General features: G+C 31.1%; 24 protein-coding genes and 1 tRNA gene. 18 read left to right on the top strand and 7 right to left on the bottom strand.

Going from position 1 to position 18,955, the window contains the following annotated elements; translation table 11 throughout:
• From HY951_19240 to HY951_19180, 13 genes are all read left to right on the top strand, one after another.
• Positions 1-1,151, top strand: a 1,151-nt coding sequence (locus HY951_19240) for a hypothetical protein (protein MBI5542200.1), incomplete at its 5' end; no start/stop codon positions are given.
• On the top strand, positions 1,151-1,690 hold the full coding sequence (locus HY951_19235; protein ID MBI5542199.1) for a hypothetical protein: 540 nt from the start codon (positions 1,151-1,153) through the stop codon (positions 1,688-1,690). The genes HY951_19240 and HY951_19235, both read left to right, overlap by 1 nt.
• Positions 1,683-2,654: a hypothetical protein gene (locus tag HY951_19230; protein ID MBI5542198.1), complete on the top strand. Its 972-nt coding sequence runs from the start codon at positions 1,683-1,685 to the stop codon at positions 2,652-2,654. The genes HY951_19235 and HY951_19230 overlap by 8 nt, the downstream gene beginning before the upstream one ends.
• Positions 2,644-3,147 carry a hypothetical protein gene (locus HY951_19225; GenBank protein MBI5542197.1) on the top strand — a complete coding sequence of 168 codons (504 nt, stop codon included), beginning with the start codon at positions 2,644-2,646 and terminating at the stop codon, positions 3,145-3,147. Before HY951_19230 ends, HY951_19225 begins: the two co-directional genes overlap by 11 nt.
• A 4-nt stretch (positions 3,148-3,151) precedes the next feature.
• Positions 3,152-3,901: a hypothetical protein gene (locus HY951_19220; GenBank protein ID MBI5542196.1), complete on the top strand. Its 750-nt coding sequence runs from the start codon at positions 3,152-3,154 to the stop codon at positions 3,899-3,901.
• A gap of 14 nt (positions 3,902-3,915) precedes the next feature.
• Positions 3,916-5,169, top strand: a complete 1,254-nt coding sequence (locus tag HY951_19215) for a hypothetical protein (protein MBI5542195.1) — start codon at positions 3,916-3,918, stop codon at positions 5,167-5,169.
• Positions 5,157-5,534 carry a type II secretion system protein gene (locus HY951_19210; protein ID MBI5542194.1) on the top strand — a complete coding sequence of 126 codons (378 nt, stop codon included), beginning with the start codon at positions 5,157-5,159 and terminating at the stop codon, positions 5,532-5,534. The genes HY951_19215 and HY951_19210 overlap by 13 nt, the downstream gene beginning before the upstream one ends.
• Before the next feature lies 1 nt (position 5,535).
• Complete coding sequence (locus HY951_19205) at positions 5,536-6,018, top strand: prepilin-type N-terminal cleavage/methylation domain-containing protein (protein ID MBI5542193.1); 483 nt, start codon at positions 5,536-5,538, stop codon at positions 6,016-6,018.
• A complete protein-coding gene (locus HY951_19200) occupies positions 6,008-7,156 on the top strand; it encodes a type II secretion system F family protein (GenBank protein MBI5542192.1) in 1,149 nt (382 codons plus the stop codon). The genes HY951_19205 and HY951_19200 overlap by 11 nt, the downstream gene beginning before the upstream one ends.
• A gap of 49 nt (positions 7,157-7,205) precedes the next feature.
• A complete protein-coding gene (locus tag HY951_19195; protein ID MBI5542191.1) occupies positions 7,206-7,637 on the top strand; it encodes a hypothetical protein in 432 nt (143 codons plus the stop codon).
• A 974-nt stretch (positions 7,638-8,611) separates the two neighbouring features.
• Complete coding sequence (locus tag HY951_19190) at positions 8,612-8,905, top strand: helix-turn-helix domain-containing protein (protein ID MBI5542190.1); 294 nt, start codon at positions 8,612-8,614, stop codon at positions 8,903-8,905.
• Between the two features lie 46 nt (positions 8,906-8,951).
• A complete protein-coding gene (locus HY951_19185) occupies positions 8,952-9,149 on the top strand; it encodes a hypothetical protein (protein ID MBI5542189.1) in 198 nt (65 codons plus the stop codon).
• A gap of 57 nt (positions 9,150-9,206) precedes the next feature.
• Positions 9,207-9,737: a hypothetical protein gene (locus HY951_19180; GenBank protein MBI5542188.1), complete on the top strand. Its 531-nt coding sequence runs from the start codon at positions 9,207-9,209 to the stop codon at positions 9,735-9,737.
• A 51-nt stretch (positions 9,738-9,788) separates the two neighbouring features.
• On the opposite strand, the gene HY951_19175 is transcribed toward HY951_19180, so the two are convergent.
• The 6 genes from HY951_19175 to HY951_19150 form a co-directional block, all read right to left on the bottom strand.
• Entirely contained in the window at positions 9,789-10,577 is a 789-nt protein-coding gene (locus HY951_19175) for a hypothetical protein (GenBank protein MBI5542187.1), read from the bottom strand.
• Positions 10,578-10,653: 76 nt separating this feature from the next.
• Positions 10,654-11,940, bottom strand: a complete 1,287-nt coding sequence (locus tag HY951_19170; protein ID MBI5542186.1) for a site-specific integrase — start codon at positions 11,938-11,940, stop codon at positions 10,654-10,656.
• A gap of 184 nt (positions 11,941-12,124) precedes the next feature.
• Positions 12,125-12,199 (bottom strand) — tRNA-Val (locus HY951_19165).
• A gap of 9 nt (positions 12,200-12,208) precedes the next feature.
• Positions 12,209-12,634 carry a hypothetical protein gene (locus HY951_19160; protein ID MBI5542185.1) on the bottom strand — a complete coding sequence of 142 codons (426 nt, stop codon included), beginning with the start codon at positions 12,632-12,634 and terminating at the stop codon, positions 12,209-12,211.
• Between the two features lie 7 nt (positions 12,635-12,641).
• Positions 12,642-13,007 carry a hypothetical protein gene (locus HY951_19155; GenBank protein MBI5542184.1) on the bottom strand — a complete coding sequence of 122 codons (366 nt, stop codon included), beginning with the start codon at positions 13,005-13,007 and terminating at the stop codon, positions 12,642-12,644.
• Positions 13,008-13,127: 120 nt separating this feature from the next.
• Positions 13,128-14,168: an HU-CCDC81 and SPOR domain-containing protein gene (locus tag HY951_19150; GenBank protein MBI5542183.1), complete on the bottom strand. Its 1,041-nt coding sequence runs from the start codon at positions 14,166-14,168 to the stop codon at positions 13,128-13,130.
• A gap of 227 nt (positions 14,169-14,395) precedes the next feature.
• Here HY951_19150 and HY951_19145 point away from each other — a divergent pair, with 227 nt between their 5' ends.
• The 3 genes from HY951_19145 to HY951_19135 all read left to right on the top strand — a co-directional run bounded on the left by HY951_19145 (position 14,396) and on the right by HY951_19135 (position 16,577).
• A complete protein-coding gene (locus HY951_19145) occupies positions 14,396-14,968 on the top strand; it encodes a hypothetical protein (protein MBI5542182.1) in 573 nt (190 codons plus the stop codon).
• Between the two features lie 75 nt (positions 14,969-15,043).
• Positions 15,044-15,553 (top strand): FKBP-type peptidyl-prolyl cis-trans isomerase, encoded by a 510-nt coding sequence (locus tag HY951_19140; protein ID MBI5542181.1) that lies wholly within the window; start codon positions 15,044-15,046, stop codon positions 15,551-15,553.
• A gap of 43 nt (positions 15,554-15,596) precedes the next feature.
• Complete coding sequence (locus HY951_19135) at positions 15,597-16,577, top strand: chorismate synthase (GenBank protein ID MBI5542180.1); 981 nt, start codon at positions 15,597-15,599, stop codon at positions 16,575-16,577.
• Here the strand turns inward: HY951_19135 and HY951_19130 are convergent.
• A complete protein-coding gene (locus HY951_19130; protein ID MBI5542179.1) occupies positions 16,574-17,269 on the bottom strand; it encodes an ATP-binding protein in 696 nt (231 codons plus the stop codon). The genes HY951_19135 and HY951_19130 overlap by 4 nt on opposite strands.
• Positions 17,270-17,376: 107 nt before the next feature.
• Here HY951_19130 and HY951_19125 point away from each other — a divergent pair, with 107 nt between their 5' ends.
• Positions 17,377-18,210 (top strand): toxin-antitoxin system YwqK family antitoxin, encoded by an 834-nt coding sequence (locus HY951_19125; GenBank protein ID MBI5542178.1) that lies wholly within the window; start codon positions 17,377-17,379, stop codon positions 18,208-18,210.
• A 109-nt stretch (positions 18,211-18,319) separates the two neighbouring features.
• On the top strand, positions 18,320-18,820 hold the full coding sequence (locus HY951_19120) for a UpxY family transcription antiterminator (protein ID MBI5542177.1): 501 nt from the start codon (positions 18,320-18,322) through the stop codon (positions 18,818-18,820).
• Positions 18,821-18,955: the final 135 nt, after the last annotated feature.

Raw genomic sequence — 18,955 nt, 5'->3', positions numbered from 1 at the left:
CTGATGGTAGCTTTAGCTTTTCTGTTGTTATACTTCAAAAGAAAAAGAATAAAGTAGAAATCACTAAAAGACATTACGGAATTACAACCGTTGAAGAACTGATGAAAGTTCTGCCATCTTCACTTCCGGTTCAACTGGTTATTGATGGCAAGGGTGTTATTATCAGAAAAGTGATGGAGGAGAAAGATAGTTCTAATGAAAGCTTGTTAAATCAGGTATTACCTAATTCAAATTCGTCAGAATTTTATTTTGAAAAATACAAAACAGAAGGTGATTTTGTTTTTATTTCTCTTATCAGAATTCAGCAATTAAACGAAATTTACAATCTTTTTAACGATGCTGGCAGAATAGTAGTAAATGTTTCTCTTGGGCCACCTATAATTAATCATTTATTAAATTATGTTGAAGCCAATGAAAACATTATTGAAATACCCTCAAATCAACTTCAAATAAGGGAAAATCTCATTGTTGAAATAAACCGTACCTCAAACCAAACAGCAGGATCAATTATTAAAGTAGGTACTGAAAACATTGAAGGCAGTATATTATTGCCATTTACTGCTGGATTCTGTTATTTGTTAAATTTATTTGATGAAACAATACTACCTGACAACATTCAAAAACAAGCTGATGAATATTGGAATAAACGAATATTTATTATTGGAGGTTGGTCTGCTCTTGTTTTAATATTTATATTGTTATTAGTAAGTTTTCTATTGTTTGATAACTACCGGAAACAGTCAAATGATTTATCTTATAAAGTGAGTTTAAATACAGATTTAATCAAGCGATTAGATACACTAAAAGCAGAACTGAAACTTAAAAAAGACTTTTTTAAAGATTATAATTTATCTGAAAGCAGTCGTCAATCATATTTTGCAGATCAGATTGCTTTGACTTTACCTGAAACAATTACTTTAACAGTACTTGATGTAAATCCATTAAACAAGAAACTAAAAGAAAATCAGGCTCCTGAATTTGATAGGAACAGCATATTTATTTCAGGAATTACATCCAATTCAAACATATTAAATGACTGGATAAAAAAGCTTCAACAACAGAACTGGGTGAAGCAAATTAACATTTTGAATTATTCTCAGGAAAACGCTGTGGTAAAAGGGGAATTTAAGATAGAAATGATTTTGAACTGATGGTAGAAAGAAAAACATATCATAAAAAAGTAAAGCTACTGGCAATTGGCGTAGTTGTCATGCTTATACTTTCTTATTATTTTTCGTTCAGGAAAACCATAAATTCATATTCAGAATGCCAGGATTATAAAGATCAGCTCGAAAATATTCAAACTGCACCTTCTGAAATTGCTGATGTCGAACAACAGCTTGCTTCCATTGAAAGGTCAGTAGGAATGAACCCGGATACAAGCACTGATTTTCAGAAAATACTTCTCGAAAAAATAAGTGGGTATTGCCAGCAAAACTATGTGGTACTAAGGGAATTTCCACAGACCATATATTTCAATAATCAGGACTTTGAAGTGGAAACCAATCAGGTGGTAGTAGAAGGATCATTTGTTAAGATACTCACACTGGTTTATAATCTTGAACAGAAATTCCGTCTTGGAAAAATAGTATCACTCCGGTTTGCTACACAGAAAGATTATAAAACCGGTTCGACAAAGCTTTATGCAACACTCTATTTTCAAAACTTTAAAAAAGTAAGAAATGAATAAGACATGGTTCTGTTTATTATGGTTAGTTCTTCCGGTAATATTTATTACAGGTTGTGAAGATATTATTGAAGAAGACCTGAATGGTAAAACGATTACCATTATTTCTCCAGCAAATAATTACCATACAACAACACTTTCCCAGACCTTCTGGTGGAATGAAGTGGTCGGGGCAACCAGTTATAATCTGCAAATTGTTGATTCTTCATTTGTAACGATAAATCGCCTTGTAGTAGATACTGATATTACTTCTAATAAATTTGCATATACCTTATATCCGGGAACCTTTCAGTGGAGAATTAAAGCAATAAACGGGAACAGTGAAACAGTCTATACGACTTATTCCATAAGAATAGACAGTACGGCTAATTTATCAGGTCAGCAGGTAGTTTTGATTTCACCTGTAAACGGACTTGTAACCAATCAAACTACATTACAATTTAAGTGGTACGAATTATATAATGCTACTGATTATCGTTTAGAAATACGCACCCCCGATTGGAACGGTTCACTTGCTGTAAATCCACAGATCGTTTCGGGAGATACCGTTAGTGTAACTTTAGAGGAAGGATATTATTCATGGGGTATTCAGGCACAAAATGGAACATCAAGTTCACTTTTTACAACACGAACATTAGTGGTTGATACAACCAGACCACTTACACCAACTTTAACTTATCCAATCGCTAATGACACTATTAATGATAGTACTTTAACATTGTCTCAACTTACATTCCGATGGACACATGGAGTAAATTCTGGTTCTGCTCTAAAAGACAGTTTGTTTCTTTCTACAAATTCAACTTTTTCAGGTTCCGGTATTGTGTTTAAAGTCCTTGTTACAGACACAACTTATACTTACACTATGCAAACAGCCAATACATATTACTGGCGGATAAAACCATTGGATGCAGCTGGTAATATTGGTACAATCAGCTCATGGAAACAGTTTGTTTATGAAAAATAAATCGGTACGATACATATTGATTTTTTCTGTAATACTTGTATGGGGTACTATTGCATATAAGATTTTCAGCTATGTTAATTCCGACGAAGACGAAATAGTAAATCAGAATACTTCCAAACAAAAAAGCGAACAAACTACGATTACAGATACTTTTCAATTGGTAGCCAGCTATCGTGATCCATTTCTGGGAAGGGCAATTATAACAAATGTTCAAAATACAAATCAGAACAGCCAGAAAACAATAAAAACCGAAAAGCAGAAAGAAGTTCCCAAAATTGAGAATAAAACAATTAGTTGGCCTAAATTATCATATCAGGGAATCATCGTAAATCAGAAATCAAAAAATCAAACAGGATTGTTAAAAATCAATGGAAAGGATTTTATCATTCATCAGGGAAATATCGTTGCTGAAATGGAAATCGTCAGATTATACAACGATTCTGTGACAGTAAAATATTCAGAGGATTTAAAAACAATAGTAAAGAACAAATAAACCCATGAAAATAGCAATATTCATTTTGTTACTGGCAATAAATTTTGTTGGATTCACTCAGAATCCGGCTAAATTAAAGCGAACTGAAATCATTGTAAATAATCAGGATTCTACTGTAAAAGCTATAATACGCTTGAAAAATGTGAAATTTAAACCTAAGGATATTTTTGTTTATTATTGGTACAATTCCGATAAGATAGATAAAAATGCAGGTGGATATTATGGAAAATTGCTGGATGGGAAATATTGTGTTTTTGATAGAGATAAAAACCTTATTACACAGGGATATTTCAAAAAGGGGCTGAAAAATGGAGAATGGAAAAAATGGAATGCCAAAGGTGGTTTGAGGTTAATTGAGAACATGAAAAACGGTTTACGGAACGGTAAAGTAATTTCAATAAACGAAACCGGAAAAATAATCACTACAATAAATTACAGAAAAGGGATGAAAAACGGTAAATGCACCATTGTATGCCCTGATTCAACCATAATAAAAAAATATAAAAAGGATAAAGAAATCATTAAAGAACCGAAAATTATACCTGTAAAAGCTGTGGATGAAAAAGCTACTAAAGAGAAAAAGGAAAAAGTCAAGAAAGAAAAACCGGACAATAACAAAGAGAAAAAAGACGAAAAGAAAATAAAAGAAAAAGATAATAAAACCGACAAAAAGCCCTTCTGGAAAAAGAAAAATAAGGATAATACAAGTGAAAAAGCTAATAATACAAATGTTAATTCTGTTTTAGACCATTAATTTATAGTGAAAATATGATAAAGGCAGCTGCATTACTTTACGCAGTTTTTATTTCCATTATTATCGCATTATTATCCGGTTTCTTTATTCTTTGGACATATTATCAAAGCCGTTATCTCGATGACGAATTTATTAAAGAAAGACTGGTAAGTGATGTGAATTCTGCTATGAATATTGTCCTTGAAATGCCGGAAACATTAAATCAGAATAAAATAAAGTTGTTCGATAAAGACGAAAGAGAAATAAAATTACAAAAGAAAATATGGGGATTTTACCAGATCATTGTTTGTAGTGGAAACTGGAACAGGTTTAATTATTCAAAAAAAGCTTTGGTTGGTGATGATATTTTCAGCGGGGATAAAGTGGCTTTATATTTATGCGATCAGGACGATTATCTGAATGTATGCGGTAAAACGCTTTTAAAGGGTACTTGCTGGTTACCAAAAAAAGGAATCAAAAGAGCCTATATAGAAGGAAGTAGTTTCTCAGGAACTAAATTCGTGGAAGGTGAGATTAAACAAAGCGGTAAAACCCTGCCAGAACTGAATAAAATCATGGTTAATTATAATATGGCTATGCTGGAAGGAAAGCCTGCTGTTCAGGATAGCTTAATCTGGTTTGAAGCCATACAGAAAAAAGATACTTTCTCCAATGATTTCAACCGGAAAACACTTTATATCTTTTCGGAACAGGAAATTATTCTGGAAAACAAAGTAATCTCAGGCAATATTGTTATTAAATCCACAAAGGGCATTGAAATAGACGAATCGGTAAATATTCGTGATGCAGTATTTTATGCACCCTATATTATTTTGAAAGATGATTTTCAGGGAACTTTACAGGCATTTGTTACCGACTCTGCAAAGATAGGTGAAGATTGTCGTTTGATGTATCCCAGTGTTATTGCGTTGCTAAATAAAAAGGACACAAAAACAAAATCATTTATTAGTATTGGCGAAAAGTCAGAACTATCGGGTGCGCTTGTTCTGTACAAAGAAAAAGAAGAACAGAAAAACAGTTCGGTTTTGAAAATTGAGAAGGATGTTAAAATCAACGGACAAGTGTATTGTAATTCTTTGGTCGATCATAAAGGATGTATTAACGGTAGTTTATACTGTAAACGCTTTATCCTTTCTACTCCTTCCTCAGTCTACGAAAATCATTTATTGAATGCTACAGTAAATTTTGAAGGATTATCAAAGTATTTCACAGGAATAAGTTTACTCGAATCAGGTAAGAAAAAAGAAATCATACGATGGCTGCAATAAAAAAACTACCCTCCTTTACATTGATAGAAGTGCTTGTCTCCATGATTATCATTTTAGTCATGTCGAGCCTTGCTACACTTGCTTTTGTTAATTTATCCGGCATGGGTAAAAACCGAAAAAAACTCGAAGCGATTATTTATACAGGCAATATTTTAAACGAAGCCAAGAAAGAATACAACTATCTCGATGAAGAATTTAATTTTCCGGGAATGATTATTAAAAAAACAACGGAAGAATATCCGAATACAAAATCCCTGAAAATTTTGAAAATATCCGCTTTTACATTGGACAATAAACCGATTATAGAACGTGAGGAAATCATAAGAGTTCAAACGACAGAAACAACAAATCAAATTACCAATTGATATGAGAAGATTAAGGGCATTTACCATGATTGAACTGATGGTCGCAATGATTGTCAGTTCCATTGTCATTGGAGTTGCTCTTACTGTTTACATAAACCTGAATCAATATTATACTGATTTTAAAGCACAGGGCAAAAAAGACAGTGATTTGCTAATGCTTGTTTCCACGCTCAGAGCTGATATGGAAAAGTCATTTGAAGTAAATGGAGATAATTCAGATGTAAATATGGTACTTGAAGCCGGAAAAACAATTCAGTATAGCTTTAAGGACAAATTTATTTTAAGAACAGTGAATGAGGAAACAGATACATTTTATAATCCGGTTCAGGAAGTTGAAGTAAACTATCTGGACAATGAAAATAAATATGTGAATGATTTATTAATAAATATAAAGCAAGGTGAAACAGTTTTTCCCTTACATATAACTAAAGAATATTCCAGAGATTTATTATTTTATATAGACCCGATAAACAATGAGCATTGATATAAAAAAAATAAAACCGATTCAGGAAAAAGAAACCGGACAATCAAAGAAAAAAAGCGAGTTGGCTGATTTCTTTAGTAGGGATATTTCTTTTTTCGGAAATAAACTGAACGATAAAAAGAAAGAAAATTTCTTTTCCGAACTCAGTACTTTGCTTTCTTCTGGAATCGATGTGAAAACGGCATTGGAATTAGTTATTGAAGAACAAAAGAAAAAAAACGATAAAGCCCTTTTTGAATCTATCTATAAGCAAGTAATAAACGGAAAAAGCCTTTCTGAAGCAATTATGGATTCGGGAAAATTTACGATGTACGAATATTACAGTTTAAAAATCGGGGAAGAAAGTGGACGTATTAATGAAGTACTGGAAGATCTGGCGGAATTTCTGAATAAGAAAGTAAAGCAAAAAAGACAATTGGTAAATTCATTTACTTATCCTATCATGGTTCTTGTTACTGCTGTTATTGCGGTAATCTTTATGATGAATTTTATTGTTCCTATGTTCGTGGATGTATTTAAACGCTTCAATGGAAAATTACCGGCATTAACTCAATTTATTATTGATGTATCCAATGTGTTTTCAAAAAATATAGGATGGTTTTTAATTATTGCTTTAGGAATTGCACTATTAATTTACATGCAGAGAAAAAAAGACTGGTACAGGAAACTAAAAAGTAAGATTATTTTACGTTTACCAATCTTCGGCCCCATTGCAAAGAAAATCTATATATCCCGTTTTTGTCAATCCATGTCCATGTTGATGGGTTCACATACACCAATGTTGAAATCCATAGAGCTTGTACAAAATATGATTGGATTTTATCCATTTGAAAAAGCATTGGAAAAAATACAACAGGATATTTTAAAAGGTTCTTTGTTATATGAGAGTATGAATAAGTTTCCGGTTTTTGAAAAAAGGGTTATTTCATTGGTTCGTGTCGGTGAAGAGGTAAATCAACTGGATAAAATCTTTGATAAGCTGAATAAACACTACTCGGAAGAACTGGAACATAAAATTAGTATGATGAGCAGTCTTCTTGAGCCTATTTTAATAATTTTTGTAGGTATCCTTGTAGGAATTATTCTGGTAGCCATGTATCTTCCACTGTTTAGTATCAGTACAAGCGTGTATGGATAAGTTTTTAAATAAATGAAAACAAATAAACATAAAATAACAAGAAATAATTATGCAAATCGGGGATAGTGTTAAAGTAAGAAAATGCGTTTTAGATTCAGAATTCGAGAAATATAAAATATCCGGTTGGCAGGGTCGTATTCTCGAAATATATGATATAGATGACATACAACTTGAAATAGAGTTGGATAGTATTACATTAAAGGAGATTCCAAAAGAATATATTTGGGAGAGCCTTGACAATGGCAGCGATTATGCCATTATAGATGTTCTCTTTTCTGACGTGGTAATTGTAGAACCACGTGACACCGTTGATGAAGTAAAAGCAGTAAGGCAGAAAATGAATGAAGAATTGGATTATGTTTCTATGTTAGATGAAGATGAGGAAGTGATAAAAAATACTATTATCATGTTAAATTCAGCGATAAGAGGTAAAAATCCGGGAATAACCTATGAAGAAATTAAGTATCCTTTTTTAAATTAGCCGAAACTTTGTTAAAGACAAAGAAGATGTAGATAATTTATTAGGTTTAAAATTGGTTTTAATAAAAAAGATGAAAAGTAAATCCCGAAAAAATACAGTATTAATCGAAAAATACCTTGAAGGAAAACTAAAAGGAGAAAAACTTAAATGATTTTGAATTAAGGCTTAAAACCGACAAAGAATTTGCACAGGAATATTTTTTGCAAAAAACCATTATTGAGGTAATACAAGATCAGGAGATTTTAGATCTAAGGATGAAATTAGATAAGATTGCAAAAGAACATCGAAAAAAAAGCAGAAAATAAATTTTTATCTGAATTTCATTGATACGTCCGCATTTTTTTTTGGCAAACAATAAAAAGTAATATAGAAAAAATGAGAATTTTTAATACCATTCTGGCGATTTTTAAAAATCGCCCGGAATTTTTGTTTTTTTATTAGGACAATTCTGAAATTTGCCGAAAAATGCCCGAAAAAAAACAATGTGTACATTTTGAAAATCAATTTATCTCTGATTTTTATAATTTTTCGACCAAAAAGTGCTCCGTTGTTCTGTTTTGCACACGGGGAAAATAAATAGTGTACAGAATAATTATTGAAATTTTACTGGATTCTGACAAAGCTGAAGATATTACACTTTGTTTCTTCAATAGAAAAACAAAAAAATATTCTTTTCCGAACTTGTAATGATAAGACCCGCCTAAAATAATTGGTGTAAATATTCCTCAATGTATTTTAATTGCAAATTTGTTATTGTAGAAAAAAGGATTGAAACACATAAGAAAGTAGATGATTGTTTTATCGGGATTATTCGTTATTGTTTATACATGAATATCAGTCTCTTGTAAATTCAGGGTGCACCCATAGGGTAACCCTATCAGTATTTTTGATAGCAACTTTGGATAAAGTTTATAATTCTTTATCCTATGGAAAATATAGTATTCACCCAGCTATCGGTTCAGGAAGTGCGAAACATGCTTCGGGACGAAGTGCGGCAGGCACTCAGGGAATTTGGTCAGAATCCCGTCAAAGAACATTCAGAAAATGACTTGTTAAATATTCAGGAAGTAGCACAGAAACTTAATCTTGCTGTTTCAAGTATTTACGGACTGGTTCACCGAAGACAGATACCTTACATAAAAAGAGGTAAAAAACTCATTTTTGAAAATTCTCAGGTAGAAGAATGGTTAAAAAACGGTAGGCAGAAAACCATTTACGATACCGAAAAACAAGCCAATGAATTCCTGTACAAAAAAAGATCACCTTGAAAGCTGATTTTGCCAACAAAATATAAATAAAACTAAAATTCAAAAAATGAAAACAAGAACCTTTGAAGTTCCGGCAGAACAAATGCCAGAATTTGCCGAGATCATCGGGAATCATGAACTGGATAATGATATTCAGGGCATAAATGACGATAACGAAATTATTGTCGATGTCTATTACGAAACGGAAGAACGTCTGTGCGTATTTGAACTCATGGAATTACTCGACCCCGAAGATGACGATTAACCAATGGAGGACAATGGCTATGCTGTTGCCCCTTTTTATAACCTAAAAACGAGAATTATGAATCAAACAACCCAAACCACCGGAATTCGACTTGAAGTGCCACAGAGCTTATATGAAAGGCTACAAGCCGAACAAGAAAAACGTAGATTCAATACAGGTAAAAAACCTGCTCTGGCTTTAATAATCATGGATTACTGCCTCGAAAAGCTGGATGAAAATGATGTACAGCAAAGTATTCTCTTTTCCGAACAGCCAGGTTCCGAAATAAATATGATTGATTCCCATACCGAAAAAAGGCTTCGGCTTTGGGAAGAGCAGCTTTTCATGAAACAAAAGTCATCACAGGAGAGGGAAAACAGGCTGAATGAGCGTGAAAAGGAAATCTTACAGGAAAAAAATACTGTGCTTGAGATAAAAAGTAAACTGTTGGATGAAAGAGAAAAATTTCAACAGAAAACCTTTGAAGGAACGGAATCCATAATAGAACAGAAACTCCTTCAAAATGAGCTAAAATATAAAGATGAGAAAATTCAACGGTTGGAAAATGAACTTAGCATGGCTAAAGGCAGATCACCGAGAAACCAATAGATTACAGGAAAAGCATATTCTTGCAATAAATAAAGTAAAACTTTTTTAAAGTTACGAAATCAGTTCGTTATTAATTATCTTAACCACTTCAATCATTCCCAACCTTTCAAAATACTCCCTGACAAAACGCAAATCTTCTTTCGCAGATTTATCATTTATTTTTAACGGGTTTTGTAGTTTTTTGTAAATGTTGTCAAAGTTTTTTCCTGTAAGAAATTGTATAAATCGTGCTATTTCCGTTTTGTCCACGTTTTTTACCTGCATGAATTTAAAAAGATAATGAACTGCCAACACTTGTCGGGCTGTGGTAAAATCTGTGTTTTTTTCTTCGGTTTCTTTTTCAGGTATTAGCTTTGTTATTCTTAATCTTTTTTCGATTCCTTTATTGAGTTTTTCCGATTTCAAAAACTCGTTAAATTTTTCATAAGCTTTGTATTCCGAAAACATCCGTACTAATTCTAAATCCGAATATTGATCAATGAAATAAGCTTCCGGCTTCTTTACAGGAATGGTTTCTTCAAATTCTTGATTTTTATTATCCTGTGTTATTTCAATAAAGTCAATGGTGTTATTGATGATTTGTTTATGTATTTCTTTACGCAGAACTTTTATAACAAGTGCGAACTCTTTACCGAGCTTGTATTCACGTTCCAGTGTATTGACAATGATTTCCCTTTCGCTGGCATTATATCGGATTTCCAGAATGGCTCCACAATATTTTGTGAATTCATTATGGGCATAATCCTTATAATGGGCTTTTGCCATGCGTTTTTTGTAAATATTAACCAAGCGGTTAAAATTTCGTTCAGTAATTTCATTGAAATAAACATCTAAATTCATTGTTGAATATTTTTATCAAAAATAGACTAAATATTAGATTTTCAATTAATGAATTTTGAACTTTAGACCGATGATCTTATTTTAATTTACGATCTAATTTTTCGGCTTGTTTTTGCAGTAATTTTGGTGATATATGACCATAAATTTGTGTAGTTGAGATTTTTTCATGTCCAAGCCATTTGCTGACAATTTCAATTGGAACATCGTTTTCAAGCAATATGGTTGTGGCAAGAGTATGCCTTGCAGAATGATGTGTAAGTGATTTGTTAATTCCACACAATTCAGCAATAACTTTTAAATATGCATTAACTTTTTGATTGCTATAAGTAGGTAAAATATAGCCTGTAATATTGTGCAAATATTTGTATTTATCGTATATTTCTTTGGCTTTTTTAAGTAATGGTATGGAGTGATTTATTTTTTTTATTTCGGGGATGTTATTTGAATTAACATATTTCTTTTCTACTTGATAATTGATTAATAATTTTTTACCAGATTGAATAATATTATCAGGTGTCAGAGTAATAGCTTCACCAAATCGTAATCCAGTGTAAATGCTAAATAGAAAAATATCACGGACCTTTGTTAACCCATCATTCCCACCTAAATTACCTTCCTCCAATTTGGTTATTTCTTCATTCGTAAGGTATGCTCTTTGAGTTTTATCATAATGCAATATAAAATCACTATATGGATTAATCGTTGCTTTTTCTTCTGCCAGAGCCTTGTTTAGAATGTAATTTAATCGTTGATGATGTTTATTTACATAGTTTCTTAGTAGAGTTCTTTTGGATATTTTACTTTTATAATTCTTCAGGAAATCATCAAATTCTTTTATCATATTTAAATCAATTGTTCTGATTTCAATATCGATTTTGGTTATATCATACTCTTTAAGAAAATCATCATTTTCAAACGTTATTCCTCTTTTATGAAGCAAGAATTTAATCAGATAGTAGTATGTAGTTGTATAGTGTTTTATTTTATCAGGAGAATGAGTTGCTGGTGTTCGTTTCATTTCTTCGATAAAAGACTTAATAAAGTATAGTATGGTGCTATAATTTTCTCCTATTCCTTTTAAATGATGTATAATCTGTTTTGCTGTATAAGCCTTATTCTTGTTCTCAAATTCTTCTATAGTACCAGTTACTCTTTTCTTAATATTAATTAATCTTTGATTTAATGCTTTACTGTTGTCGGATTGTTCTGTATCTTGAAGCCAGTGCTCTTTCTTTATATATTCGTTTGTGAAATATTCAGCTTTTTCTCTATTTACTATTAATCTTAAATAAATCGGAAATCCTTTATTTTTTTTAACAGTTTCTTTTAAATACAGTTTAATGGTATATCGTTGTAGATTCATGTTTTTTAAATATTAAATTTGGTGAAACATTATTTACTCTGGTGAAACATTGGTGAAACAAATATATGAAAAATATCACAAAACAAATAAAAATATCAACAAATGAAAGCATTGATATTGCTAAGAGAAGTCTTATGTAGTAAAGAAATTGATTAAAATAAAAAAAGACCGCAAAGGTCTTTCGTGAGCTGTACTGGATTCGAACCAGTGACCCCTACCCTGTCAAGGTAATGCTCTAAACCAGCTGAGCTAACAGCTCCGAAAATATTTACTGAACAGGAAAAATTGTAATGGACTCAGAATATGTTTTGTCGTTTTTAAGTATTAGAGCACCAGCACCATTATATCTCATTGTGTCATAAGTGTGAGAACCAAACTTTTTAAGTATTGTTACTTTTACACTATAAATACTTTCATATTTAAAGCTGTGTGAAGTTTGACCGCTACCATCAGATGTTTGAATATCGTATAAAGTTTTTTCATCCGGATTATAATAACCAACTGAAGGATATCCGGCTCCGTTATTGTAATATGTAGGGTCAGAATAAACTTTTACAGTTGCTCCGGGAACAACCTTTCCAGCTTCATCAACTACTGTAATAATTGCTTTAGGTGGATCTTCTTTATTACATTTAGAAGCAGTAAATGTAACAAAAGCAAAAAGACTAAAAATTAAAACTAATGAAAGTCTCATATCCTGATTATTTTATGATTATTGTTAAATAAACTGTTTTATCTTCTTCTAAAATTAAAAGTTTTTTTCCTTCGCGATGAAATTGTGTTGTAAATTGTTCAGCTTTTACATTTAAAATAGCTTTATTTTTAAAACTAAAAGAAGCATCTCCACCAGCATCAGTATACTGAATGTCATTTAATACTTCGCCCTGAGGATCAATGTAAGAACCGTTAGGATTAGCATAAACAGTGACTTTAACGTTTGGAACGCGGGAACCACCGGTATCAAGTATAGTAATAACTGCCTTAGGTGGATCAACTTTGCGGCAGGAAATTAATATGGCTGAAAACCAAATAATTACGATTAATGTAAAACCTATTTTTTTGGTCATAATCAATTCGTTATAATTCACAATGATAATACAAATACATGAAAAAATCAAGTATTTTAAAGAAAATTTATGTTTTAAAAAGAAAAATTGTAATTAAAGATAATGCTAGTTGTATAAAAATCAAATACTTAATAACCATACTGGATATTCGGGATGCTGTGCTCTGAATTCGTTTAGTGCTTTATTTGCCTCTTCTGATGTAATAAATGAGCCAACAGCAACTCTTAACTTACCATCGCGTTTTACTAATTCAGGACTAAAGTTTTTACTTACTAATTCTTTATTAAAAACATTAACTCTACTCATTTCTACAAAAGAGCCTGCAATTATAAAGTATTTTTTATTTTGTTTTGCAGTTGTGATTGTTTCTGATGGTAAGTTTTCTTTTACAGCAATCTCTTTTTTTTCTGATTTAATTGCTACTTCTGATTGATTTATAATAGTATCAATTGAAATAGATTTTTCTATGTTTGTTTTATTTGGCTTAGATTCTGAGTAATATAATGCATATTTTGTATCTGTTAATTTATCAATAACATCAGACAAAGAAGAAGGGTTATTTAATAAATTACTAGTTGAATTTGATTGAGAGTAAAAACTGGTAGTACTTGTAGAGAATGGGATTTTACTCATCTTTAAAGGCAGTAATGCTAAAACTAATACAACTGGAATTGTAACAAGTACTTTTTTAACAATATTTCCTTTTCCTGAGGAAGGAATGGAGAAAATTGGTTTTGTAAACTCGTTATAATCAATAGGCATTTGAAGCATTGGTAAACCAAAAGCTTCAATTAACCTGTTAATAGTATTGTCAGGAGTAAAAACTATATTTTCGGATTGTTTTGCGAAATTTCCAATACCTTCAAAAACAACTGTCTTATTATTATTCAGGTCAGTTTTTAAAAAGTTTACAAAGTTTGCTATCTCAATACGTGCATCAGAATAGCTTATATTTTCGCAGGTTGATATATAGTTAACCAGCAATCCATCATTAGAATTTAATGTGCTATTAAAAACAATTGTTTTTGCCGGAGGTGAGAAAACATGAGAATCTGACTTTATATTTGCTGACCTGTAATTTGCTATAAATCCACCAAAGTCAGGTACTATAACACAGTCATATTTAAACAATAACCTTCCTATATGCTCAACAATGTTCATTTTTTTTAATTTACGATACAAAGGTAACTAACGATTAGAGCAAGCTCCAATAAGGTTTTTAACAACTTATTAACAGCGCGAACAAAACTGTTGATAACATTGTCTCTTTTTACATAAGCAGTTGATAATGAAAAAATATTTTGTTAATATAAAAGAAAATATTTTATTTTTTAATTGTAATATCAGGCTAATTTATTTGGCTAAATTTGTAATATAAAAATGTAATAATGAGATTCTATTTAAATATATTTGTTTTAATTGTTTTTTTATTTGTTACAGAAATAAAATTTGCATTTTCTCAAGAATTTATTCAGACAGAAGAGCAAATAACAGATAATAAAAAATCGGGTTTCGATAAAAAAAGGTTATTTTATGGAGGTGGCCTGGGTCTGCAGTTTGGAGACAGAACTTTAATTGACCTCTCACCAAAAATTGGGTATAGATTTACTGAAAAATTCAGTATGGGTGTTGGTTTTACATATGTTAATTATGCATATAATAAATCTCCTAAATTTTCTACCACTATGTATGGTGGTAATTTATTTGCCTCATATTTGGTTATTGAAAATGCTTTCATTTATGCAGAATATGAACTTCTTAGTTTAGAGTCAAAGTATTTTAGTCCTTTCCCAACACCAGAAAAAGATCGCTTAAATATTGCCAGTATACTTGTTGGTGGTGGTTATAAATATCAGATTGGCGCAAGGAGTTACTTAAATATGTTGGTGTTATGGAACTTAAATCAAACAGAATATTCAATTTATAATAATCCTGTTATTCGTATGAATTTCGAGTTTTAGCCTATATTATTAAGCATGTTTTTTATATAATAATTATTTATACCTTTAAATAAGCATTAATAAAACCCAATAACTATGGAAATATCTAAAAACAAAGTAGTTGAATTGAGCTACAAACTTCATCTTGATAGTTTTAAAGGAGAATTAGCAGAGGAAGTTAACGAAGAAAACCCTTTTACTTTTATTTTTGAAACAGGCGATATGCTTGAAGCATTTGAAGCAAATATTAAAGGATTAAAAAAAGGAGACACTTTTAAATTTAAAGTTGATCATAAAGAAGCTTATGGCGAAGTAGAAAATGAGAATATTGTTGATTTACCAAAAAATATTTTTGAAGTTGATGGTAAATTTAATGAAGATTTTATTTTTGTTGGTGCACAGGTTCCGATGAAAGATGAGGAAGGCAATGAATTTGATGGTTTTATTGTTGAGATTGGAAAAACAAAAGTAAAAGTAGATTTTAATCATCCTCTGGCAGGTGAAGATTTATATTTTGAAGGAAAAGTACTTAATGTTAGAACTGCTACAAAAGAAGAAATAAGTCACGGACATGTTCACGGACATGGCGGGCACGATCACCATTGATAGTTCTATTAATTGTATTATTTGTTACTAATGTTAGTCTTACATGAATAGCTTTGGCAGAATCTTTTGTGTTCAAATATTTGGTGAATCGCATGGCTTGGTAGTTGGTGTGATTATCGATGGTTGTCCTGCCGGAATACATTTGACTGTAAGTGATTTTCTGCATGATATAAATAGAAGGAAATCAGGAAAGTTAGGCACAACAACACGCAAAGAAGATGATTTGCCTGAGATTATTTCAGGTGTATTTAATGATTTTACTACAGGAAGTCCAATTACTATTTTATTTCATAACAAAGATATAAAATCTGATGATTATAGTAATTTAAAATTTCATCCTCGTCCTGGTCATGCCGATTTTACTGGCAATGTAAAGTATAAGGGATTTAATGATTATAGAGGTGGCGGACATTTTTCAGGCAGATTAACATTGCCGGTTGTTGCTGCTGGTGTTATTGCAAAAAAAATTCTTAACAATGTAGAAATAAAATCAAGAATTGTTGAAGTAGGTGGAAATTTTAATGTTGAAGAAGCTATAAAATCTGCTCAAAATAATAATGAATCTATTGGCGGAATTATTGAATGTACTGCAGAAAAAATTCCTGTTGGTTGGGGCGAACCTTTTTTCGATTCTGTAGAATCTGTTATTTCTCATCTTGCTTTTTCTATTCCTGCTATTAAGGGGATTGAATTTGGAAACGGATTTTTGTCTGCAAAGATTGTTGGTAGTCTTAATAATGATGTTATTATAGATGAAAAAGGAACAACAAATACAAATAATTCCGGTGGTATTAGTGGAGGAATAACAAATGGCAATCAATTATTGTATAGAGTTGCTGTAAAGCCCGCTTCAAGTATTGGCAAGCCTCAAACAGCATTTAACTTTGAAGAAAAGCAACTTAAAACCCTTGAAGTAAAAGGACGACATGATACTTGTATTGCTTTACGTGTTCCTGTTATTATTGAGGCAATAACAGCAATAGCATTAGCCGATTTTAAATTAATGTCAGGGCTCACCGATTAATTTATGTAATCTTCTATTTTAAAATTATTATATAATAAATAGTTAGTATTTGCATCTGATATTTCCATTTTTAAAATATCAAGAATAACTAATCTTGAAATTATTTCTATTGCGTCAACTTCAGAAATAAATGCAAGTTTACAAAAACCGGTTAAAGTAATTTTTCCATATTCAAAAAGATAATGTAGTAATGCTTCTTCATTTTTACTGTATTGCAACTTAATACCTTTTTTGTTCTTTGTTATTTCCCATATTTTAATAAGAACTTTATTTGCAATAATATTTTGATCATTAACTCTTATCCATGCATTCCATTGTTTATTTTCATCCTGAACTAAATGAGGTATTGTTTTACTTTTTGTAACAATTACTTCAAGCACAATTCTACCATTGATATTCCAGGATTGAACATTTACCGGAAGTTTTGGCTTGCAATACATATCAGTAGCAGCCTGAATCATGTAAATTTCTTCATCACTTCTTACACCGGCAATTATCCCATTATCTTTTACACCAACTAAAAGTGTTCCTCCATCAGTATTTGCAAAGGCTGCAAGTGAGCGAGCAATTTTTTTTGCGTCAGATATTTCGAATTTAAAATCTAGATTCTTACCTTCGCCCCTGTCAATTAATTGTTGAATAAAGTGTTTCCCTTTATTTGGCTTTGGTGTAATTGGTTCAATATCTTTCACGAAATTTGAAATATTGGTATAAAATTAATAAAAAGGTTCGGTTTTTGAAACTAAAAACATTTGTTGTTCGTAAAAATTAAACCAACATAGTAATTATTAAATATAAGATGAATCGTATTAGTGTAATAATCTGTTTTTTAATGATGTCCGTTTTTGTGTTTGGACAAAAGGATACAATTAATAAAGTTGATGCAAATAATCAAAAACAAGGTTATTGGGTTGTTAACGATGAAAATGGCAAAAAAGTAGAAGAAGGAAAATATTTAAATAATTCAAAGGTTGGGTTATGGAAATCATATTTTACTGACGGAACTATAAAGCAAGAAATAACTTTTATTGATAATAAGCCGGATGGGTATGCTAAGTTTTATTATCCATCAGGTGTTGTAAGTGAAGAAGGGATATGGAAAGGAAATAAATGGGTAGGAGAGTATAAATATTTCTTCCCAAATGGAAAACCTTCATATGAGTGGAAATATAGCGAACAGGGTAAACGTACAGGTGTTCAAAAATATTACCACGAGAATGGTAAAATTATGATTGAAGGTGAGTGGAACGAAGGAAAAGAATCTGGTCCCATAAAAGAGTATGATGAAAACGGAAAATTAGTTGCAGAAAAAACATTTAATAATGGTTTGTTAGATGAAGCTAGTGTTAAAATATATTCACCTACAAATAATACTAATAATCAGGTACAGGAAAATACTAACAATGTAATTATAAATGACAATAAAACTCCGGTTAATAATAACGTAGGATTATTTACAGGAAATGGCTTTAATATTACATACACAAAAGACAGAAAGAAAGAGCGCGAAGGTGAGTGGAAAGATGGTAAACTAATTGACGGTAAGCGTTATTACTATGACGAAACAGGAAAGCTCACAAAAACTTCAGTTTATAAAAATGGTAATATTGTAAATATTATCTATAACGAGTAGAAATTTTCTTTCGTTTTACTGGAAACCTTTTCACATTTAAAAAAGTCTTATTAAAAAAATTTGTTTTTTAATAATTATTGAGTAATTTTACTACTCAATTTTGCAAAATATGTTAGAAAAACTTACATGGTTTGCTTTATACACAAGACCTCGCTATGAGCAGAAGGTTCATGATGAGCTTTTGCAAATGGGAATAAATGCATATGTTCCTACTCATAAAATTCTTAAACAGTGGAGTGATAGAAAGAAGATTATCACAGAACCTTTGTTCAAATCATATTGTTTTGTTCAGATTAAACCAGCGCTTTATCTTGTGCCATTAAAGGCTAATGGTGCCGTACGTTATGTTTGGTATGATGGAAAACCGGCTATAGTGCGCGATAAAGAAATAGAAATTATACGCTTACTTTGTAATTCTGAATTAGAAATTGATGTTGTTGATTTACCTTTAAAAAAAGGTCAGGGTGTGCAAATTACAAACGGTGCATTAACTGGTTTAAACGGAGAGTATATAAAAAATGCAGGAAAAAATAAGATATTAGTCAGAATTGATTCTATCAGTCATGGTTTGATGGTAACAATTCCGCAGACTCATGTAATTGCCTGCTGATTAAAGTAGTAGAATTGTTTTCCTTGTGGTCTCTATATGTGACTCACGGGGCGGTGCCATAAATAAAACATACATTCAGATTGTTATAATACCTTGCAAAAGTTGCATGTTTTTATTAGCTTAAATTCATCTTTT

It is taken from the genome of Bacteroidia bacterium (assembly GCA_016218155.1).
GTDB lineage: Bacteria > Bacteroidota > Bacteroidia > Bacteroidales > GWA2-32-17 > GWA2-32-17.
The sequence above is the reverse complement of the archived record's forward strand: the minus strand, read 5'-3'. Positions and strand labels throughout refer to the sequence as shown.